The organism is Thalassospira sp. A3_1 (genome assembly GCF_017744215.1).
Taxonomy (GTDB): Bacteria; Pseudomonadota; Alphaproteobacteria; order Rhodospirillales; family Thalassospiraceae; genus Thalassospira; species Thalassospira lucentensis_A.
This window is the reverse complement of record NZ_JAGHQQ010000001.1, coordinates 823,617-840,506: the sequence shown is the minus strand read 5'-3', so window position 1 is coordinate 840,506 and position 16,890 is coordinate 823,617. Positions and strand designations below refer to the sequence as shown.

Genomic DNA, 16,890 nt, shown 5'->3' with positions numbered 1-16,890 from the left:
TTGGAGAATGTCTGTGATAATGTGCTAAAAAACATATTCTGTATGATGAATATGTTCGTGTGCCTTCTTACATACTTCATAAAATAATCGACGCTGTGTGATCGATAATGCAGTTGGAGAGTGGTGGATATGCAATTTATAACCCGGACAGGGTTTGCGGGGGCGGTTTGTGCTGCCGGACTGTTGCTGGCAAATATTGCACATTCCCACGACGCATCGCAGCATCTTGCCGTCAATGATGATGGCGGGCGCGATTGTACCCGTCTGCTGGCATCCGGAAATCCTGATTATCCGCCTTATCTCTGGCCAGCAGAAGATGGCAGCAATCATTTGATTGGCGCGGCAGCAGATTTTCTTCAGCGCGTTGGCGAAGCTGCGGGTATCGTGATCGAGGTTGTTAATACCGGCAGCTGGGGGCGCGTGCAGCAGCATATGCGCGAAGGCGGCATTGATATGATTGCCGGGGCTTTCTTCACCGTTCCGCGGCTCGAATACATGGATTATTTTTATCCCGCATTTCAGGGGACGCGCACTGTCATCTGGACCAAGGACAATATCGATATCAATTATCGCCAGTGGTCGGACCTTCGCGGGCTTGAAGGTCTTACCGTGATAAATAACAGTTTTGGTCAGGGGTTTGATACCTACGCGGCCCAAAACCTGACGATCCGCCAAGTCCCAAGTCTGGAACAGGGCCTGAAGATGCTGGATCGTGATCGCGGCGAATATCTGATTTATGAAGAATTTCCCGGCAAAGCTTTTGCTGCGCGGGAAAATATTGACGGCATCCGCAGTTACGACGTCCCTGTCAGTGAAGAAAGCCTGTATCTGACCATGTCACACAAGTCGCCATGCAATACCGGTGCATTGCGCGGCCGGATCGCGCAAGCCTTGTTCAAGCTGGTGAACGACGACGTGATGACTGATATGCTCGAAGCCAGTATCGCCCGCTGGAGCGCGGGTACAAACTGATCCCTGCTAATCCCAGAAAACTTCTGAAAACCGGCATCTGACCTGTTGCGATCATAAATCGGTATAGTTGTGCGGATTTGATTTGACGTTAACGTAAACGTTAACTAAAACGGAATCGCGTCACAACCCGTCATTCCCGGTTATTAAAAAGATTGGGCCGGAATGGCCGCAGGCAGAACAGGACCGAGAAATGGCACAGTTTGAGCCGCAAAATCCGAATTATGATATCGAAGTCCGACATCGGTTTCGTCAGCAACCCTACAATCTGTCGATTGGGGCTGAGGTCATCGACGTGAAGCCGGGGCGGGTCGAGATTGTGGTTCCGTCGCGTGCCGATCTGATCCAGCATAATGGCTATTTTCACGGCGGTCTGATTGCCGGGCTTGCGGACATTGCAGGCGGTTTCGCCGGATGGAGCCTTGTTGCCGAAGATCAGGGCATGCTGACCATCGAATACAAGCTTAATATCGTTGCACCGGGCATCGGGCAGGAATTGCGGGCGGTGGGTGAAGTCGTTTCTCGCGGCAGGTCGATTATTGTTACGCGCATTGATGTTTTCGGCAGCAAGGATGGTGCACCGGTTCTGTGTGCGACTTCGCTTCAGACACTGAAAGTGATGAAGCTGCCACCAGAACTTCTGGGCGACGCAGCGGCTTAAACCATCACGCGGGTCTTATATCCGTGAACAAACAGAACTCCACTCCAGGGCAGGATAGTTACCATGGCATTTTTCGAATTTCCCGGATTGAAATTTGATCTCGGCGAGACCGCAGAGGCGATCCGAGAAACCGTTTCATCCTTCGCCGAGGCCGAAATCGCGCCGCGCGCCGCTGAAATCGACGAAAAAAATGAATTCCCCAACGATCTGTGGCGCAAGTTTGGTGATCTTGGTCTGCTGGGTATGACGGTTCCCGAGGAAGATGGTGGTACCGGCCTTGGCTATCTTGAACATGTGATTGCCATGGAAGAAATCAGCCGCGCATCGGCATCGGTTGCGCTTTCATACGGGGCGCATTCCAACCTGTGTGTCAATCAGATCAAACGCAATGCCAATGCCGAACAAAAGGCAAAGTACCTGCCAAAGCTGATGAGTGGTGAGCGTGTCGGTGCGCTTGCCATGAGCGAACCGGGTGCTGGTTCGGATGTGGTATCAATGAAATTGCGGGCGGAGAAAAAGGGTGACCGTTTCATCCTGAATGGTAACAAAATGTGGATCACCAATGGGCCGGATGCTGATACGCTGGTGGTTTATGCCAAAACGGATATGGATGCCGGGCCCAAGGGTATTACGGCCTTCATTATCGAAAAGGGTTTCAAGGGTTTCTCGACGGCGCAGAAGCTCGATAAACTGGGGATGCGGGGCTCCAACACCTGCGAACTGGTGTTTCAGGATTGTGAAGTGCCAGAGGAAAACATTCTAGGTCACCTGAATGGTGGTGTGCGTGTTTTGATGAGTGGCCTTGACTATGAGCGTGCCGTTCTGGCAGCAGGCCCTACCGGCATCATGCGTGCCTGCATGGATGTGGTCGTGCCTTATATCCATGAACGCAAACAGTTTGGTAAGGCGATTGGCGAGTTCCAGCTGATGCAGGGCAAGATTGCCGATATGTACACCACAATGAATGCTTGTCGCGCCTATGTTTACGAAGTGGCCAAGGCGTGCGATCGAGGTGAAACATCGCGCAAGGATGCGGCCGGTGTAATCCTTTATGCCGCGGAAAAGGCGACCTGGATGGCGCTTGAGGCCATTCAGACGCTGGGCGGTAATGGCTATATCAACGAATACCCGACCGGACGTTTGCTGCGCGATGCTAAGCTTTACGAAATCGGTGCTGGAACAAGCGAAATCCGTCGCATGTTGATCGGTCGTGAGCTTTTCGGCGAAACCGCTTAACCCGCGTCTTACTTCGGAATACAGGACCAAAGTTATGAACAGTTCAGATCCCATCGTTATCGTTTCCTGCGCCCGTACCCCGATGGGGGGCATGCAGGGTGACTTCGCAACCGTCACTGCATCCGAACTCGGCGGCGTTGCCATCAAGGCAGCACTCGAACGTGGCGGTGTTTCTGCCGACGATGTCGACGAAGTCATCATGGGTAACGTTCTGCCCGCCGGTCAGGGACAGGCCCCGGCGCGTCAGGCGGCATGGAAGGCGGGTATTCCGCGTTCTGCCGGTGCAACCACGATCAACAAGATGTGCGGATCGGGTATGAAAGCCGTGATGTTTGCCCATGATATTTTGCGTGCTGGCAGTACCGATGTCATGGTCGTTGGTGGTATGGAAAGCATGACCAATGCACCCTTCCTTCTGCCCAATATGCGTAGTGGCCAGCGTTACGGTCATACCGAGGTCTATGATCACATGGCGCTGGATGGGCTTGAGGATGCCTATGAAAAAGGACGTTCGATGGGCACCTTTGCCGAGGCGACAGTTGATAAATATGGCTTCACACGGGAAGAGCAGGATGACTATGCGATCACCTCGCTGACGCGTGCGCAGAATGCGGCGTCTGCCGGGCATTTCGATACGGAAATTGCCCCGGTGTCATTTACCGCCCGTAAAGGCGATGTAACCATTTTCGCCGATGAACAGCCGCCCAAAGCGAAACCGGAAAAAATCCCGACCTTGCGTCCGGCATTCCGTAAGGACGGAACCGTGACAGCGGCTCATTCGGCATCCATTTCGGACGGAGCGGCGGCAATGGTAATGATGCGCCAGTCCGAAGCAGAAAAACGTGGTTTGAAACCTATGGCGAAAATCATGGGGCATGCAACCCATGCGCAGGAGCCATGCTGGTTCACAACCGCCCCGATTGACTCAATTAAAAAAGTGCTGGCGAAAACCGGTTGGTCCAAGGATGACGTTGATCTTTGGGAAATCAACGAAGCCTTTGCTGTGGTGGCAATGGCCGCCATGCGTGATCTCGACCTTGACCATGGCAAAGTCAATATCCATGGCGGTGCCTGTGCGCTTGGCCATCCGATTGGTGCGACCGGTGCACGTCTGCTGGTGACTTTGATCCATGCACTTAAAACCCATGGTGGAACCAGAGGGGTGGCATCACTTTGTATTGGTGGTGGCGAAGCAACTGCGGTCGCCATAGAGCTTTTGTGAGCCAGATTAAAGTTGTTCTAAAAATCAGTGATTGGGGCTACCAACTTGCGCGAATTCACCCTATTTTGTCGCCAGAGTGATTGACGAGGATGAGGGAATTCGCGTGATGTCAAAACCGACAGTCGACCGGATGCTTGCCGGATTTAAAAGCTTCAAGGCGATGTATTACGAGCAACGCCCTGAACGAGTAGAAGATTTGGTCAATATGGGCCAAAAGCCGGAAGTTCTGCTGATTGCCTGTTCGGACTCCCGTGTTGATCCGGCGATTTTGACCAATGCCGAACCGGGTGAGATGTTCGTCGTTCGTAACGTGGCAAACCTGGTGCCGCCTTATGAGCCTGACGAGAATTATCACGGAACGTCAGCGGCGATTGAATTTGCCGTTCGCGATCTCAAGGTCAAGGATATCGTCATTCTTGGTCATTCGGGATGTGGTGGTATGGCGGCTTTGGTCGAGCATGGTGATGCGGGCAAAGTGCCTGATCGTGACTTTATCGGCGAATGGGTCAGCATTGCGAAATGCTGCCTCCATCACGGGCCGGATGTGGATAAGGTATCCCGGCATTCGATCCGTAATTCGCTTGAAAATCTGATGACTTTCCCGTTCATCAAGGAACGGGTCGATGCCGGTGACCTTAACCTGCATGGTTGGTGGTACGGCATGAAGGAAGGCATCCTGTGGCGTTTTGACGCCGATCAGGACAAGTTTGTGCAGGGCGAAGAATAAGCTCTGGTCTGATCCATAGGTTCCAAACCTGTTCCGATCGCATGGCCGGTGCATCGCCCAATGGGGAGGATGGCCGCCATGCGGTTGGAAGAACATCAAATCATGGTGCGCGATACCGCGCGCGAGTTCGCCGAAAATGAACTCAAACCTCATGCCGCAAAATGGGACATCCACCATACCTTTCCGGCCGAAGCGATTGCCGGATTGGGAGAGCTTGGCTTTTTGGGCATGCTGGTGCCCGAAGAATATGGCGGGGCGGGCATGGATCATGTCGCCTATGCGCTGGCACTCGAAGAAATAGCTGCTGGCGATGGGGCAACATCCACCATCATGTCGGTGCATAATTCGGTCGGGTGTATGCCGATCCTGAAATTCGGTACCGAAGATCAGAAAGAAAAATATCTGGTCCCGATGGCGCGTGGCGAAAAGATCGGCGCATTTTGCCTGACCGAACCTCAGGCCGGATCAGATGCCAGTGCACTGCGCACGCGTGCCGTGCGCGACGGAGACGACTGGATTATCAACGGCTCCAAACAATTCATCACATCGGGCAGTGAAGGCGATGTTGCGATTGTGTTTGCTGTGACAGACCCGGAAGCAGGCAAACGTGGCATTTCCGCCTTTATCGTGCCCACCGATACGCCGGGCTATGTGGTGTCACGGGTCGAGGAAAAGCTTGGACAGAATGCATCGGATACCTGCCAGATCACCTTTGTTGAATGCCGCGTTCCGGCGGAAAAGATGCTGGGTGAAGAGGGTCAGGGGTACAAGATCGCGCTTGCGAACCTTGAGGGCGGGCGCATCGGTATTGCCGCCCAGTCGGTCGGCATGGCGCGTGCTGCGTTCGAAGCTGCGCGCGATTACGCCAATGAGCGCGAAACGTTCGGTAAAAAGATCATTGATCATCAGGCGGTGGCATTCCGCCTTGCCGATATGGCTACCAAAATCGATGCGGCACGGTTGCTGGTGCATCGTGCAGCAGCGTTGCGCGATGATGGCAAGCCCTGCCTGACCGAGGCCTGCATGGCAAAGCTTTATGCGTCCGAAATTGCCGAACAGGTTTGCTCTGCCGCGATCCAGATTCACGGTGGCTACGGATATCTGAAAGACTTCCCGGTCGAACGGATTTACCGTGATGTCCGGGTGTGCCAGATCTATGAAGGCACATCCGACATCCAGCGTATGGTGATCGCGCGGTCGCTGGCCGATTAAATGCCGGGTGGTGGGCCAAATCGATCTAGATAGCGTTCGGCGCGGGGCAATGCGTTGTGAAGAAACTGATCTGGTTCGCGTAACCAAAGGCCTTTGATTTCCTTTGATTTTTGCTCCGATATCAGAACGTTACGAGGCAGCAGGGTAAGCTCTGCATTCCATCCCGGCCAGCGTTGTCTCGCCCGCTTGAAATAATGGGCGATTAGGTCGGTGCGCTTGCTATAACCATGATAGTCAAATGCCCACTCGTTCCATATGACGATAATATGGCTGCCGGTATAACCTTCAAACGGGCGCAGCCAGAGTGGCTGCATTGTCCTTGTTGTGTGCCGATCAAGAAAGGCGTGTGCGAGAATATGACACGCACCGCAGGCAAAAAAGACCCTGTCGGGTAGGTTCCGGCGTTTGGCCGGATCGGATTTGCAGTAATTTTTGGTACGGGGCTGATACATGCCTGTGTTCCGGGTCTATTTTCCGGGATGCAGTTTGTGTTTGTCTAGTAATCGGCGGAACTGATGATAATTCAGACTGAGTTGTTTGGCGGCTTCGGTCTGATTGTTGGCGTTGTCTGCCAGTGCCTTTTCCAGAAGGCGAATTTCGAAGGCTGCGACTTCTGATTTGAAGTCGATGCCGGTTTCGTCGCCTGAGTTTTGGGGTGCAGCCTTGGCCGGGGCGGCGGTTTCGGACCAGATGCTGGCAAAGGGATCAAGTACGATACGCCCAAGCGGGTTTTCGTCATCTTCAGCCAGATAAAGGCTGCGTTCAACCGCGCTGCGCAATTCGCGGACATTGCCCGGCCATGAATGGGTCAGAAGCTGTCGTGCGGCGGTGGGAGTAAAGCCTGCAAAAACGGAACGTGACAGGCGCTTGGTCATTTCAAGGGCAAATTGTTCGGCAAGCGGCAGAATATCATCGGATCGTTCTCGAAGTGGCGGTACGGCAATTACATCAAAGGCAAGGCGATCAAGCAGGTCGGCGCGGAATTTTCCCTGATGGGCCAGTTCGCGCAAATTTTCATTGGTGACGCCAATCACGCGGGTATCGATTTCAATTACGTCAGAGCCGCCAACGCGTTCTATTTCACCGTATTCAACAACGCGCAGAAGCTTTTCCTGCACCATCGGGCTGGCGGTGGCGATTTCGTCCAAAATAATGGTGCCGCCATGTGCGCGTTCAAATCGTCCGACATGGCGTTTGGTGGCTCCGGTAAACGCGCCGGCCTCGTGACCGAATAGCTCGGTATCCAGCAGGCTTTCGGTCAGGGCTGCGCAATTGACCTTGATCAGAGGGCCGCCCCAGCGCCGGGACAGATAATGCAGGCGTGATGCAATCAGCTCCTTGCCCGACCCGCGTTCGCCGATCACCAGACATGGCCGTTCAATCGGCGCCAGACGTGAAACATGTTCAAGGGCGGCCAGAAAAACGGGGTCTTCGCCCAAGATCGGTTGCAAACTATCCATTTCGCGAAAAACGTTATCGAAAATCGACAATAAAGTCGCGAAGAATATAACTTATTAGTGATGGTGAAATGATAAGTTGTTGATTTTATTAAAAACTAAAATTGGCACGCTGCCTGCAATAGTTGGATCAGAATTTTTGCGTCCCCCGTATTCTTAAGGAGATCAGACAATGGGCGTGTTCTCGCGTTTGTCCGATATCGTAAATGCCAATATCAACTCGCTCTTGGATCGTGCCGAAGATCCGGAGAAAATGGTTCGATTGATGATCCAGGAAATGGAAGATACCCTGGTCGAAGTTCGTTCCGCTGCCGTCAAGGCGATTGCCGACAAGAAGGAAGTCGAGCGCAAGCTCAAGAAACTTCATGACGGTCAGCTTGAGTGGGAAGGCAAAGCAGAATTTGCCATTTCCAAAGGCCGTGATGATCTGGCGAAAGGTGCGTTGATGGCGCGTCGCCGTCTGGCCGATCAGAGCGTCGTGCTGGAGCGCGAGCTTGAAGTGATCGAGGAAACGCTTGGCAAGTTCGATGATGATCTGAACAAGCTTCAGAACAAGCTCAACGAAGCCAAGGGCAAGCAGCGTGCAGTTGAAATCCGCATGCAGACCGCCGAAAAGCGTGTCAAGATGCGTGAAAAGCTGCATTCCGGTCAGATCGACGAAGCGCTTCTGCGCTATGAGCAGATGGAGCGTCGCATTGACGAGCTTGAAGCCGGCGCGGACTCCTGGGACCTTGGTCGCGGTCAGAGCCTTGAAGAGCAGTTCGATGATCTTGAAGCCGAGCTCGGGATCGAGGACGATCTGAAAGAGCTTAAGGCTCGGGTCAAAAAAGACAAATAATCAGCGGTTTGCGTGTTTCGATGCGATAAGCTGCAACAAAGGTTGAGCTGACTGAAATGTGGGCGATTGCTGTACCGCTAATTGTGTTTGTTGTCGTTGTCGGTCCGGTATGGGTTGTGTTTCACTACATAACACTCTGGAAACGGATGAAAGCCGAACAGCAAAAATCCAGTCCGGAACAGGTGGCGAAGGAAAAGGAAATCGTCGCCATGCTGAAGGGCCGGGCAGAACGCCTTGAAAATCGTGTCGAAACACTTGAACGCCTGTTGGATGCCGAGGTTGCCGAATGGAGGAACAGGATATGACTGCCCAGCAAGCTGCTGCCGGTGCCGGTTATCAGCGCGGTCACAAGAAACATCGTCATGGCGGATGCCGTTTCCGGCATCATGACCAGGATGGCAAGGAATGCGGTGGCGTCATTCGCAGGACAACACGCGGGATCGCGGAGAAGTTCGGTATCCCGCGCAAAGGGGTTCTGATCGCCTTCATTCTTATTCTGATTTTCAGCTTCCCTGTCGGTGTGATGCTGTTTGCCCTTGCATGGGCCTATGTGCATCATCCGGAATGGTTTGATGGTCTGCGCGGCAAATTCCGCGGGGCCGGTCGCCCGGGAACATATAATGCCTCGACCGCGCATGCCGGTGCGACCGAAGAACGTCCGACGATGGGTGTCGATTTCGAGGAGCCCTGGATGGAAGATCTTCGTGAGAAATTCGATGATCTCGAACGTCGGACCGGTTCGATGGAAGGTTATGTGGCTTCCGGCGATTACCGGCTCGCTTCCGAGCTTGAAAAGATGAAAAAGAACGATGCCAGCGACAAGAATGATGTCGATGGTAAAGCTGACGACGCTTCATCCTCCCCCAACGATAAAGTGTAACGCATGCTGTGATGTTTTGCCGGTATCAATCCCCCCTGCCATGCAGTGATACCGCATGATATTCAGCATTGCTGCCTGACCGGGCCTGTTTTGCAGGCCCGGTTTCTTTTTGAGGAGCTTGGATTAATCGCAAGTATTTGCTGAAAAATACCGAAATAGCGTTTATCACTATACCTAATTTAAAGGTTTTCTCGGTTAGTTTGATGCCGAACGTGCGGCGGGCATGCCGGAAAATCAGCCGGAAAACGGGGTGGGGTGATAATGGCGACCATGATTGAACATCCGGGCGAGCAGAATTTCCTGCAACGGCTGATGCTTGATAATCCATGGTGGGATGGCATCACCGACGATCTGGTTCATGATTTGCCGCAACGCGCCTTTTTCAAACGGTTCTGGACGGCGATTGAAAAGAATGACGGATCAAAGGCCGTTGTTTTAACCGGGCCGCGTGGGGTTGGCAAAACCGTCATGCTGCGTCAGGCGGTTGCTGAATTGCTGAATGCTGATACCCCGCGACGTCATGTTTGCTACATCTCGCTTGAACATCCGCTGTTTCTGGAAATCGACCTGCCGCGTCTGCCAAAGCTTCTGCGTTCCGTGCGGGGCATATCGGCGGACCATCCGCTATGGCTGTTTATCGACGAGGTTTCCTATCAGCGTGACTGGGAAGACCGGATCGCGAAATTGCTGGTCGCTGATCCGATGTTGCGCGTGGTGGCGGTTAGCGCGCTGGCGCCAAAGAAGGATGCACTTGGTCATATTCAAAGCCTGTTTTTACCGCCCTTCAGTTTTGCCGAATATCTTGAGCAGCGCGGGATCACGCCATCGGATGTGTTGCCGCAAACCCCGAATGTCGGGCGCTATACCGCCGATATTCCCGATGGCCTGATCGAGCTTAACGATCTGTTCGAGGCCTATATCAATGAAGGTGCCTTCCACGATCGTGACGGCGAGGCAGGATCAATCCATCGGTCACTTCATTCGGATCTTCCGGGGCTGCATGGCATTTCAAGCCCGTCGGATCTGCATCGGTTGTTTGTGCTTCTTGCCTATAACACGGGTGCAGAATTTTCGATCGAGACACTGGCGCGCGAGCTTGATATCGCCAAAAACACGCTGCGCCGTTATCTTGAATATCTTGAAAGTGCGTGGCTGGTTCGCAGGCTTGAGCGAGTTGATCAGGACGCCAAGCCATTTCAGCGCGCGGTGGCGTTCAAGGTGCATTTGATCCATCCGGGTCTTCGGACCGGCCTGATCGGTGCCAAGGCGATGGATAGCGGAACGATTACCCGGTTGGCGGAAACCGCGATCCAGACCCAGTTCCTGACATCAAGTGCGGGGATTGAAAGCCTGTATTACGCCCGCTGGGGGCATTACGAGGTGCCGTTTGTCTTCCTTGACCGGCGCAGCGGAACACCGCTTTTTGCCTATCATTGTCTGTGGCGGGATGAAGGTATTCGCAAACCCAGGGAAATCCGCGCACTGGTCAATTTCCGCACCAGTCATGCCTTGCCACTTGGGGCGTTTGTACTGACCAAGGCGCAATGGCATGGCGGCAAAATTGGTGGTGTGCCGATGCGCTTTGAGCCTGCGAGTGTCCTGGCGCTTCGGATCGGACTGGAATTCTCGCAGCTCTAATGTCGTGGCTTCACAGTGCAGGGTTGGTGGCGTCTGTTCCGGGCAGTATGTCGCTGCCCTGACGGTTGCGGCAGGAACTGTATAGGACAAGGCAAAGGAGGTCGTTCATGACGACACTTTCAAAGCTTTCTCGAATTTTTGCAGCCTTGATTCTGCTGGTGTGCGGGTTGTTTATGCTCAGTGCTGCATCTGCGACGGCACAGGTTGCGTGCCCGGTCGGCACGATCACAAATGCCGGCCTGCCCAACATCAATGGCGACCACGTTTTCTGCGGTGAGATTAATGGCAAAGGCAAAGCTGTCGGTTTCCACTCCCGCCCCGGAGGAAATAATCCTGCGGGTGGGGGGATTACGAATGTTGTGATCACCCAGACAGCGAACCCGATGGGAATTTACAACATATCCTTCGATAAGAACGGGGTTCCGAAATCGATTTCTACCATGTTCCCCGATAGCTGTTCCCAGGATGAGGTTGTGAACTCCATCCTTTATGCTGAAGCCAATCAGGAAGCATGTCCGACCGGGGCACCCGGTTGGGTGGTGTGCGGAAAAAACCGACCCGATCCGGTGTTGGCGACACAGGGGCCGTATTGTGAAGGTGATGACGATTCGAACCGTTTTTACATCGCGGTTGGGGTTAATGGTGGAAACATCAACACCGCGTTCCCGCTGCGTTAACCGTGAAATGTGAGGCTTGAAAATGGCAGGCGGTGAAATGATGGTGCCCGATTGGCCCGGCAGGATTGTTGGCGACGAAGGGCATGATCGCATCGCCGCCTGTCTTGTTATGGATATTCAGAATGCACCGGAATGGGCGCAGATCGTGCTTGATCGGGTCGATGCCGTTATCAATGGCGACGAAGGCCATTGGGAGATGGCAATGAATGCCTATATTTTAAAAGTGGACCCGGCCATTTGTGAAATTGCCCCGGCATATGAAGAGCAGGGCGAGGAGATTGTCTGGGTGCCCTCTTCAGAATTTCGTGCAGCACTGGTCGCATGGATAAAACAGATGGATAAATCAACGGGTTAACCAGCCGATAAGCAATTTGATCAATGCTGGCGCCAAATTTGACGTTTTGCGGGGACAAAATCGTGATTGCAGGCCTTTGGCGGCTTTGGATGCCGGTGTTTCTTATGCTGATCGCTGTGATATCGGCATCGCAGGTGGCGTATGCCGCGGAAAAAACAGAACCGGGCGATACGCTGGTCAAATTTCTGCGGCAATATGTCGAGCAGGCCGGTTTGCCGGGGGCAGTGATCGGCATTGGTTATGGTGACGGCCAGATGCGTTTTGCCGCGACCGGATATGCTGCGGTGAATCCTGACAAGGGCATGACCCGGGAAAGGCAGTTCTATATCGGGTCGCTGACCAAGATGATGACGGCGGTGGTCGTGTTGCAGCTGGCATCTGAAAAGCGGATTGATCTTGCTGATCCAATTGCCAAATGGCTTCCCGAAGAGTTTCGCGACAAGATTGCCAACGCCAGAATTGCCACCATCCGCGATCTTTTGCGCAACAGCTCAGGCATTCCCGATTATCTGGATGGTGAGTTTTTCTTTGAGCTGGTCGGGCGCGATCCTCAGCATGGATGGCGCAATCGCGAATTACTGCCGCTGATTGCGGGCCGCGAGGCACATTTCAAACCCGGTACGCAATATAACCCATCCAACAGTAACTACATCCTGCTAGGTGTGTTGATCGAGCAGGTCGAGGGTGATCATATCGAAGCAGTGTTTAATCGGCGGATTTTCGAACCGGCCGAAATGCGCAATACATCCTTTGGCCGGTATCCGCGACCCGATGATCTGGCGCGTGGTTTCGATGATGCCAATGGGGATGGCAAGCTTGAAGATGTGACTGACTTTGATGTTGGTGATCAGTTGGCCGATGGCGGGGTGATTTCAACTGCGGAAGACCTTTTGAAATTCGGGCGAGCTCTGTTTGCAGATGGTATTCTGCTTGGCCCGAATGCGCTGGAACGCGCGACGACCGATACGCTGTTTGCCGGGGAAGGTTCCTATGGCTATGGCATGATGATCGGCAATACCGACTGGGGCCCGGTCTGGGGACATGATGGAATTTATTTCGGGTATTCCGCGGAATTTTCATGGTTTCCGAAACAGGGTGTCACGATTGTTTTTCTGTCCAATGGTCGGGCGTTAAACGAGGTGCCACCTGTGACGGGTCTGCTGTTGTCGGGCCTGTTTGGTAAGGCTCAATAAGCGCGGCCATTGTTTAACTCATTGAATATAGATTGATAATTTTCATTCCGCTATGTGCAGGGGGGGGATTTATGCCCGTGACGCATGACAGATAGGATTATAATAGTTAGAATCCTATCTAATTTTTCTGTTATGTTTTGCGCATGGAAAACAATGATCCCGATACCCCTTATCTGAGCTTTGGAAGCACGTTGATGCGTGTCGCACTCTGTTGGCGGCGCGAGATTGACCGCACATTGCAGTCGCATGGGCTGTCTCAAACCATGGTGATGCCCCTGATTGTTCTCAATCGGGCAGCCGGTCCGGTGCGACAAGGTTTGATCGCAGATGAGATCGGTGTTGAAGGTCCATCGCTTGTGCGGGTTATTGATGCGCTGGAACGCGACGGGCTCATTTCGCGGGTATGCGATCTGAGCGACCGGCGTGCCAAAATGGTTGCGCTGACGGCAGCAGGCAAAGACAAAGCCGCCGAGATCGAGGTCATTCTTGCCGATATCCGCAACGAACTGACGGCTGATATCGACCCCGAAAATCTTGCGACCACGCTTGACGTCATGCAGCAATTGCTTGGCAAGCTGGCGCAACGCGACGGCGAAGCTTAGAGGAAGGGGACAGGATGTTTGCAAATATTCTTGCCCTGCGTCCCAAAGGTGCTGACTGGCTGTTTTCGGCGAAAACGTTTGCCGCGGCGGTTCTTGCATTATTTATTGCGCTGGCCTTTGATCTTGATCGGCCTGTCTGGGCGATGGCAACGGTCTATATCGTTGCCCATCCTTTGTCCGGTGTTCTGGCGTCCAAGGCGATTTATCGTGTCATCGGTACGATCATTGGGGCGGTTGCGGCCATTGTGCTGGTGCCGAACCTTGTGAATGCGCCTGTTCTGCTTTCGCTTGCGCTCGCTCTTTGGGTTGGTGGCTGTCTTTATCTATCGCGGCTGGATCGAACGCCCAAAAGCTACCTTTTCATGCTGGCGGGCTATACCGCAGCGATTGTCGGTTTTCCGTGCGTAACGGACCCCGGGATTATTTTTGATACGGCCGTTGCGCGTGTCCAGGAAATTTCGCTTGGCATCATTTGTGCCACACTTGTCAGTCATATCATTTTCCCACGCCATGTCGGCCCGGTCGTCGCGGCACGGATTGATGGCTGGATGGGCGATATTGCTGACCTGGCAAAGCTAAGTTTTGATGCCGGTTCTGATCCTGAAAAATTGCATCAGGACCGGACACGCATCGCGGCAGATATTGGTGAATTGCACGGGCTTTCTGTTCATCTGGGATATGAAAAGTCCCGATTTGCTGGGCGAACCCGCCAATTGCAGGCCCTGCAAAGCGCGATAGCCGCTCTTTTGCCTGTGTTTTTCGCCGTTCATGACAGAATAACAGCGCTTGTCGATTACAGTGGGAGCATCCCCAAAGATTTGCGGGCCATTCTCGATGATGTTGCGATCCATATGGCAACCGGCCACTACGACGGTTCGTCAGCGCAGGCGCTTCATACGCGAATTGCCGCATATGGTACCGAGTTTTCGAATGCATCGGAATGGGATGGCCTGTTGCAGCTTAATCTTTGTAATCGTCTGCATCGGCTTTTGAATTTTTATTCAGATTGCTGCCGGTTGTGGGATGGGTTGCGTGTCGACAATGTTCCAGCCGACGTCGTGGATCGCTGGCGTGATAGTGCGCAGGAGCGGGCTTTGCATCGCGATTACGGTGTTGCGTTCCGGTCTGGCCTGACGGCGGTGATTGCAACCTTGCTGGTGTGTGGTTTCTGGATCGTGACGGCTTGGCCGGCCGGCAGCACGGCCGCGATGATGGCGGCAGTCGGTGCCAGTATCATGTCGTTTCTGGATAATCCGGTTCCGGCCTTAAAGGGCTTCATCCGTTATACTGCGATGGCAATTGTTGTCGTGATTATCTACAGCCTTGCGATTTTGCCCGCTATCGATGGTTTCCCGCTTCTTGTGATGGCATTTGCACCCTATTTCCTTTTGCTGGGAGTGTTGATGACTTCGCCGCAGACCTATGGGTTTGCTCTGGCGATGCTGGTCAATGTTGTGATGATCCTGAATGTCGATACCAGTTACAGCAGCGATTTTGCGACTTTGCTCGATGGCGGGATTGCTTCTCTTGCCGGTTTTGCAGTTGCCGCGGTCGTGACGGCTTTTGTCCGTAGCGTGACGGTAGATGACAGTATCCGGCGTCTGGTAATGTCGAACTGGCGCGATATCAGTGCAATCGCGCGCGGGACGGTCAGCTTGCCACGGATGGTTATGGTCCGTCGCCTGCTGGATAGGCAGGGATTGATTTTGCCGAGGCTGGCACTCGCACCGGACCATCGCGACACCCTGATCCGCGCAATGCCCGAGGTTTCAATCGCGGCCAGCATTTATGACCTGCGTCGTTTCAAGGAGCTGGCGGATCGGCGCATCGCAGCAAAGCTTGATGGCGTTTTGCGTAACATGGCCCGACATTTCGATAATCGTCGTCATGACTTCTCCGCACTGCCCGATCCGCTGATCGTTGAAGAAGTCGACAATATCCTGCGCGACGTGGTGGCGATTTCGCCCTCACCATTGCGTGGTAAATTGCTGATCCCTTTGATTGCGCTACGTCGTGCCTTGTCTCGGACCGGTGCGCCAAAGCTGGATCGCCCGGCAGAAAAAGCACTCGTGCCTGACCTGCCGCCGTTAATGGGAGAAACCGCATGATCAATCCGACGGTCGATATTTATGGCGTGTTTGTACCCGCCTTTCTGATGATGGCGCTTGGCGCCTGGTTCTGCCTGAAAGTGCTGCATGTTGGCCTTGCGCGGATCGGTTTTTACAAGATAACCGCGCATCCTGCTTTGACGGATCTGGCCCTGTTCGTGCTGATCCTGACCGCACTTTCGGGATTATTTGTTCAATAGGTGACGATATGAAACCGACTTTTGCCAATTTCCTTCGCGCTTTGGTGACGCTTGTTCTTGTTCTGGCGGCATCGGCTGGCGGTTATCAGCTGTATGATTACTATATGAATTCCCCTTGGACGCGAGATGGCCGGGTTAGTGCCGATGTCGTTGCGATTGCGCCGGATATCGCTGGTCTGGTCAGTGAGGTGCATGTTACCGATAACCAGATTGTTCACGCCGGGGATTTGCTGTTTTCCATTGATCCCGCCCGTTATCAGGTGGCCGTCGATCAGGCACAGGCGAAGCTTGAAAGTGCCATCGCCGCACGGGATCAGGCCCAGCGTGAAATGAAACGCTACAAGGGGCTTGATAGCGACGTTGTGTCGCGCCAGAAAAAAGAACAGGTTGCGACCAACCTTGCCACCGCACAGGCAGATATGGATCTGGCCAAGGCCGATCTTGACCTTGCGGTTTTGAATTTGGCGCGTACCAAGGTTGTTGCCCCGGTGGATGGCATCCTGACAAATTTCTCGTTGCGTCGGGGAAACTATGTTGGTGCAGGGCAGGCGATTGCTGCTCTGGTCGATAGCCAGTCATTCTATGTCGCTGGTTATTTCGAGGAAACCAAACTGCAGCGTATCGCAATCGGTGATCAGGTCGAAGTCCGTCTGATGGGTGAAGATGACGCTATTTATGGTCATGTGGTCAGCATTGCGGGTGGCATTCAGGATAGTGAACGGTCGGGTGCAGGCGGAAACCTTGCAAATGTCAAACCGACCTTCAGCTGGGTCCGCTTGGCGCAACGTGTGCCCGTGCGCGTATCGCTTGATAACGTCCCTGAAAGTGTCCGGTTGGTTGCAGGGCGTAGTGCTACGGTAACGGTACTGGACGAAAAAGACGGAAGCCCTTTCCGGGCGTCCGTCTTTTAAGGAA

General features: G+C 53.6%; 19 protein-coding genes. 17 read left to right on the top strand and 2 right to left on the bottom strand.

The window, feature by feature from the left end; genetic code table 11:
- Positions 1-129: 129 nt before the first annotated feature.
- The 6 genes from J7395_RS03730 to J7395_RS03705 all read left to right on the top strand — a co-directional run bounded on the left by J7395_RS03730 (position 130) and on the right by J7395_RS03705 (position 6,027).
- Positions 130-972 carry a transporter substrate-binding domain-containing protein gene (locus tag J7395_RS03730; protein ID WP_247741947.1) on the top strand — a complete coding sequence of 281 codons (843 nt, stop codon included), beginning with the start codon at positions 130-132 and terminating at the stop codon, positions 970-972.
- Positions 973-1,162: 190 nt separating this feature from the next.
- Positions 1,163-1,630, top strand: coding sequence for a PaaI family thioesterase (locus tag J7395_RS03725; RefSeq protein WP_209220565.1), 468 nt, complete (start codon positions 1,163-1,165; stop codon positions 1,628-1,630).
- A gap of 63 nt (positions 1,631-1,693) precedes the next feature.
- A complete protein-coding gene (locus J7395_RS03720) occupies positions 1,694-2,866 on the top strand; it encodes an isovaleryl-CoA dehydrogenase (RefSeq protein ID WP_209220564.1) in 1,173 nt (390 codons plus the stop codon).
- Positions 2,867-2,900: 34 nt separating this feature from the next.
- Positions 2,901-4,088, top strand: a complete 1,188-nt coding sequence (locus J7395_RS03715; protein ID WP_209220563.1) for an acetyl-CoA C-acyltransferase — start codon at positions 2,901-2,903, stop codon at positions 4,086-4,088.
- Between the two features lie 106 nt (positions 4,089-4,194).
- Positions 4,195-4,815, top strand: coding sequence for a carbonic anhydrase (locus J7395_RS03710; protein ID WP_097051639.1), 621 nt, complete (start codon positions 4,195-4,197; stop codon positions 4,813-4,815).
- A gap of 78 nt (positions 4,816-4,893) precedes the next feature.
- Positions 4,894-6,027, top strand: coding sequence for an acyl-CoA dehydrogenase (locus J7395_RS03705; RefSeq protein ID WP_209220562.1), 1,134 nt, complete (start codon positions 4,894-4,896; stop codon positions 6,025-6,027).
- Here J7395_RS03705 and J7395_RS03700 read toward each other — a convergent pair.
- Both J7395_RS03700 and pspF read right to left on the bottom strand, forming a co-directional pair.
- The gene (locus J7395_RS03700) at positions 6,024-6,479 is read right to left on the bottom strand and encodes a hypothetical protein (protein WP_209220561.1); all 456 of its coding nucleotides are present in this window, start codon (positions 6,477-6,479) and stop codon (positions 6,024-6,026) included. The genes J7395_RS03705 and J7395_RS03700 overlap by 4 nt on opposite strands.
- Before the next feature lie 15 nt (positions 6,480-6,494).
- Positions 6,495-7,487, bottom strand: coding sequence for a phage shock protein operon transcriptional activator (gene pspF, locus J7395_RS03695; RefSeq protein WP_209220560.1), 993 nt, complete (start codon positions 7,485-7,487; stop codon positions 6,495-6,497).
- 169 nt (positions 7,488-7,656) lie between these two features.
- Between pspF and pspA the strand changes: the two genes are divergently transcribed.
- The 11 genes from pspA (at position 7,657) to J7395_RS03640 (ending at position 16,886) form a co-directional block, all read left to right on the top strand.
- On the top strand, positions 7,657-8,322 hold the full coding sequence (gene pspA, locus J7395_RS03690) for a phage shock protein PspA (RefSeq protein ID WP_097051636.1): 666 nt from the start codon (positions 7,657-7,659) through the stop codon (positions 8,320-8,322).
- Between the two features lie 56 nt (positions 8,323-8,378).
- The gene (gene pspB, locus J7395_RS03685) at positions 8,379-8,627 is read left to right on the top strand and encodes an envelope stress response membrane protein PspB (protein ID WP_097051635.1); all 249 of its coding nucleotides are present in this window, start codon (positions 8,379-8,381) and stop codon (positions 8,625-8,627) included.
- Complete coding sequence (locus J7395_RS03680; protein ID WP_209220559.1) at positions 8,624-9,202, top strand: PspC domain-containing protein; 579 nt, start codon at positions 8,624-8,626, stop codon at positions 9,200-9,202. Before pspB ends, J7395_RS03680 begins: the two co-directional genes overlap by 4 nt.
- A gap of 261 nt (positions 9,203-9,463) precedes the next feature.
- Entirely contained in the window at positions 9,464-10,840 is a 1,377-nt protein-coding gene (locus J7395_RS03675) for an AAA family ATPase (protein WP_209220558.1), read from the top strand.
- Positions 10,841-10,947: 107 nt separating this feature from the next.
- Complete coding sequence (locus tag J7395_RS03670) at positions 10,948-11,517, top strand: EndoU domain-containing protein (RefSeq protein ID WP_209220557.1); 570 nt, start codon at positions 10,948-10,950, stop codon at positions 11,515-11,517.
- A 22-nt stretch (positions 11,518-11,539) separates the two neighbouring features.
- Positions 11,540-11,872 carry a hypothetical protein gene (locus J7395_RS03665; RefSeq protein ID WP_062951111.1) on the top strand — a complete coding sequence of 111 codons (333 nt, stop codon included), beginning with the start codon at positions 11,540-11,542 and terminating at the stop codon, positions 11,870-11,872.
- 104 nt (positions 11,873-11,976) lie between these two features.
- Entirely contained in the window at positions 11,977-13,065 is a 1,089-nt protein-coding gene (locus tag J7395_RS03660; protein WP_247741946.1) for a serine hydrolase domain-containing protein, read from the top strand.
- 194 nt (positions 13,066-13,259) lie between these two features.
- Positions 13,260-13,667: a MarR family transcriptional regulator gene (locus J7395_RS03655; protein ID WP_247741945.1), complete on the top strand. Its 408-nt coding sequence runs from the start codon at positions 13,260-13,262 to the stop codon at positions 13,665-13,667.
- A gap of 14 nt (positions 13,668-13,681) precedes the next feature.
- Positions 13,682-15,775 (top strand): FUSC family protein, encoded by a 2,094-nt coding sequence (locus tag J7395_RS03650; protein WP_209220554.1) that lies wholly within the window; start codon positions 13,682-13,684, stop codon positions 15,773-15,775.
- Positions 15,772-15,975 (top strand): DUF1656 domain-containing protein, encoded by a 204-nt coding sequence (locus tag J7395_RS03645; protein WP_097051627.1) that lies wholly within the window; start codon positions 15,772-15,774, stop codon positions 15,973-15,975. The genes J7395_RS03650 and J7395_RS03645 overlap by 4 nt, the downstream gene beginning before the upstream one ends.
- Before the next feature lie 8 nt (positions 15,976-15,983).
- On the top strand, positions 15,984-16,886 hold the full coding sequence (locus J7395_RS03640) for an HlyD family secretion protein (protein WP_209220553.1): 903 nt from the start codon (positions 15,984-15,986) through the stop codon (positions 16,884-16,886).
- Positions 16,887-16,890 lie beyond the last annotated feature (4 nt).

Coding starts and splice junctions, on each gene's coding strand:
- J7395_RS03730 (WP_247741947.1), top strand. CDS start 130: ATGCAATTTATAACCCGGACAGGGTTTGCGGGGGCGGTTTGTGCTGCC.
- J7395_RS03725 (WP_209220565.1), top strand. CDS start 1,163: ATGGCACAGTTTGAGCCGCAAAATCCGAATTATGATATCGAAGTCCGA.
- J7395_RS03720 (WP_209220564.1), top strand. CDS start 1,694: ATGGCATTTTTCGAATTTCCCGGATTGAAATTTGATCTCGGCGAGACC.
- J7395_RS03715 (WP_209220563.1), top strand. CDS start 2,901: ATGAACAGTTCAGATCCCATCGTTATCGTTTCCTGCGCCCGTACCCCG.
- J7395_RS03710 (WP_097051639.1), top strand. CDS start 4,195: ATGTCAAAACCGACAGTCGACCGGATGCTTGCCGGATTTAAAAGCTTC.
- J7395_RS03705 (WP_209220562.1), top strand. CDS start 4,894: ATGCGGTTGGAAGAACATCAAATCATGGTGCGCGATACCGCGCGCGAG.
- J7395_RS03700 (WP_209220561.1), bottom strand. CDS start 6,479: ATGTATCAGCCCCGTACCAAAAATTACTGCAAATCCGATCCGGCCAAA.
- pspF (WP_209220560.1), bottom strand. CDS start 7,487: ATGGATAGTTTGCAACCGATCTTGGGCGAAGACCCCGTTTTTCTGGCC.
- pspA (WP_097051636.1), top strand. CDS start 7,657: ATGGGCGTGTTCTCGCGTTTGTCCGATATCGTAAATGCCAATATCAAC.
- pspB (WP_097051635.1), top strand. CDS start 8,379: ATGTGGGCGATTGCTGTACCGCTAATTGTGTTTGTTGTCGTTGTCGGT.
- J7395_RS03680 (WP_209220559.1), top strand. CDS start 8,624: ATGACTGCCCAGCAAGCTGCTGCCGGTGCCGGTTATCAGCGCGGTCAC.
- J7395_RS03675 (WP_209220558.1), top strand. CDS start 9,464: ATGGCGACCATGATTGAACATCCGGGCGAGCAGAATTTCCTGCAACGG.
- J7395_RS03670 (WP_209220557.1), top strand. CDS start 10,948: ATGACGACACTTTCAAAGCTTTCTCGAATTTTTGCAGCCTTGATTCTG.
- J7395_RS03665 (WP_062951111.1), top strand. CDS start 11,540: ATGGCAGGCGGTGAAATGATGGTGCCCGATTGGCCCGGCAGGATTGTT.
- J7395_RS03660 (WP_247741946.1), top strand. CDS start 11,977: ATGCTGATCGCTGTGATATCGGCATCGCAGGTGGCGTATGCCGCGGAA.
- J7395_RS03655 (WP_247741945.1), top strand. CDS start 13,260: ATGCGTGTCGCACTCTGTTGGCGGCGCGAGATTGACCGCACATTGCAG.
- J7395_RS03650 (WP_209220554.1), top strand. CDS start 13,682: ATGTTTGCAAATATTCTTGCCCTGCGTCCCAAAGGTGCTGACTGGCTG.
- J7395_RS03645 (WP_097051627.1), top strand. CDS start 15,772: ATGATCAATCCGACGGTCGATATTTATGGCGTGTTTGTACCCGCCTTT.
- J7395_RS03640 (WP_209220553.1), top strand. CDS start 15,984: ATGAAACCGACTTTTGCCAATTTCCTTCGCGCTTTGGTGACGCTTGTT.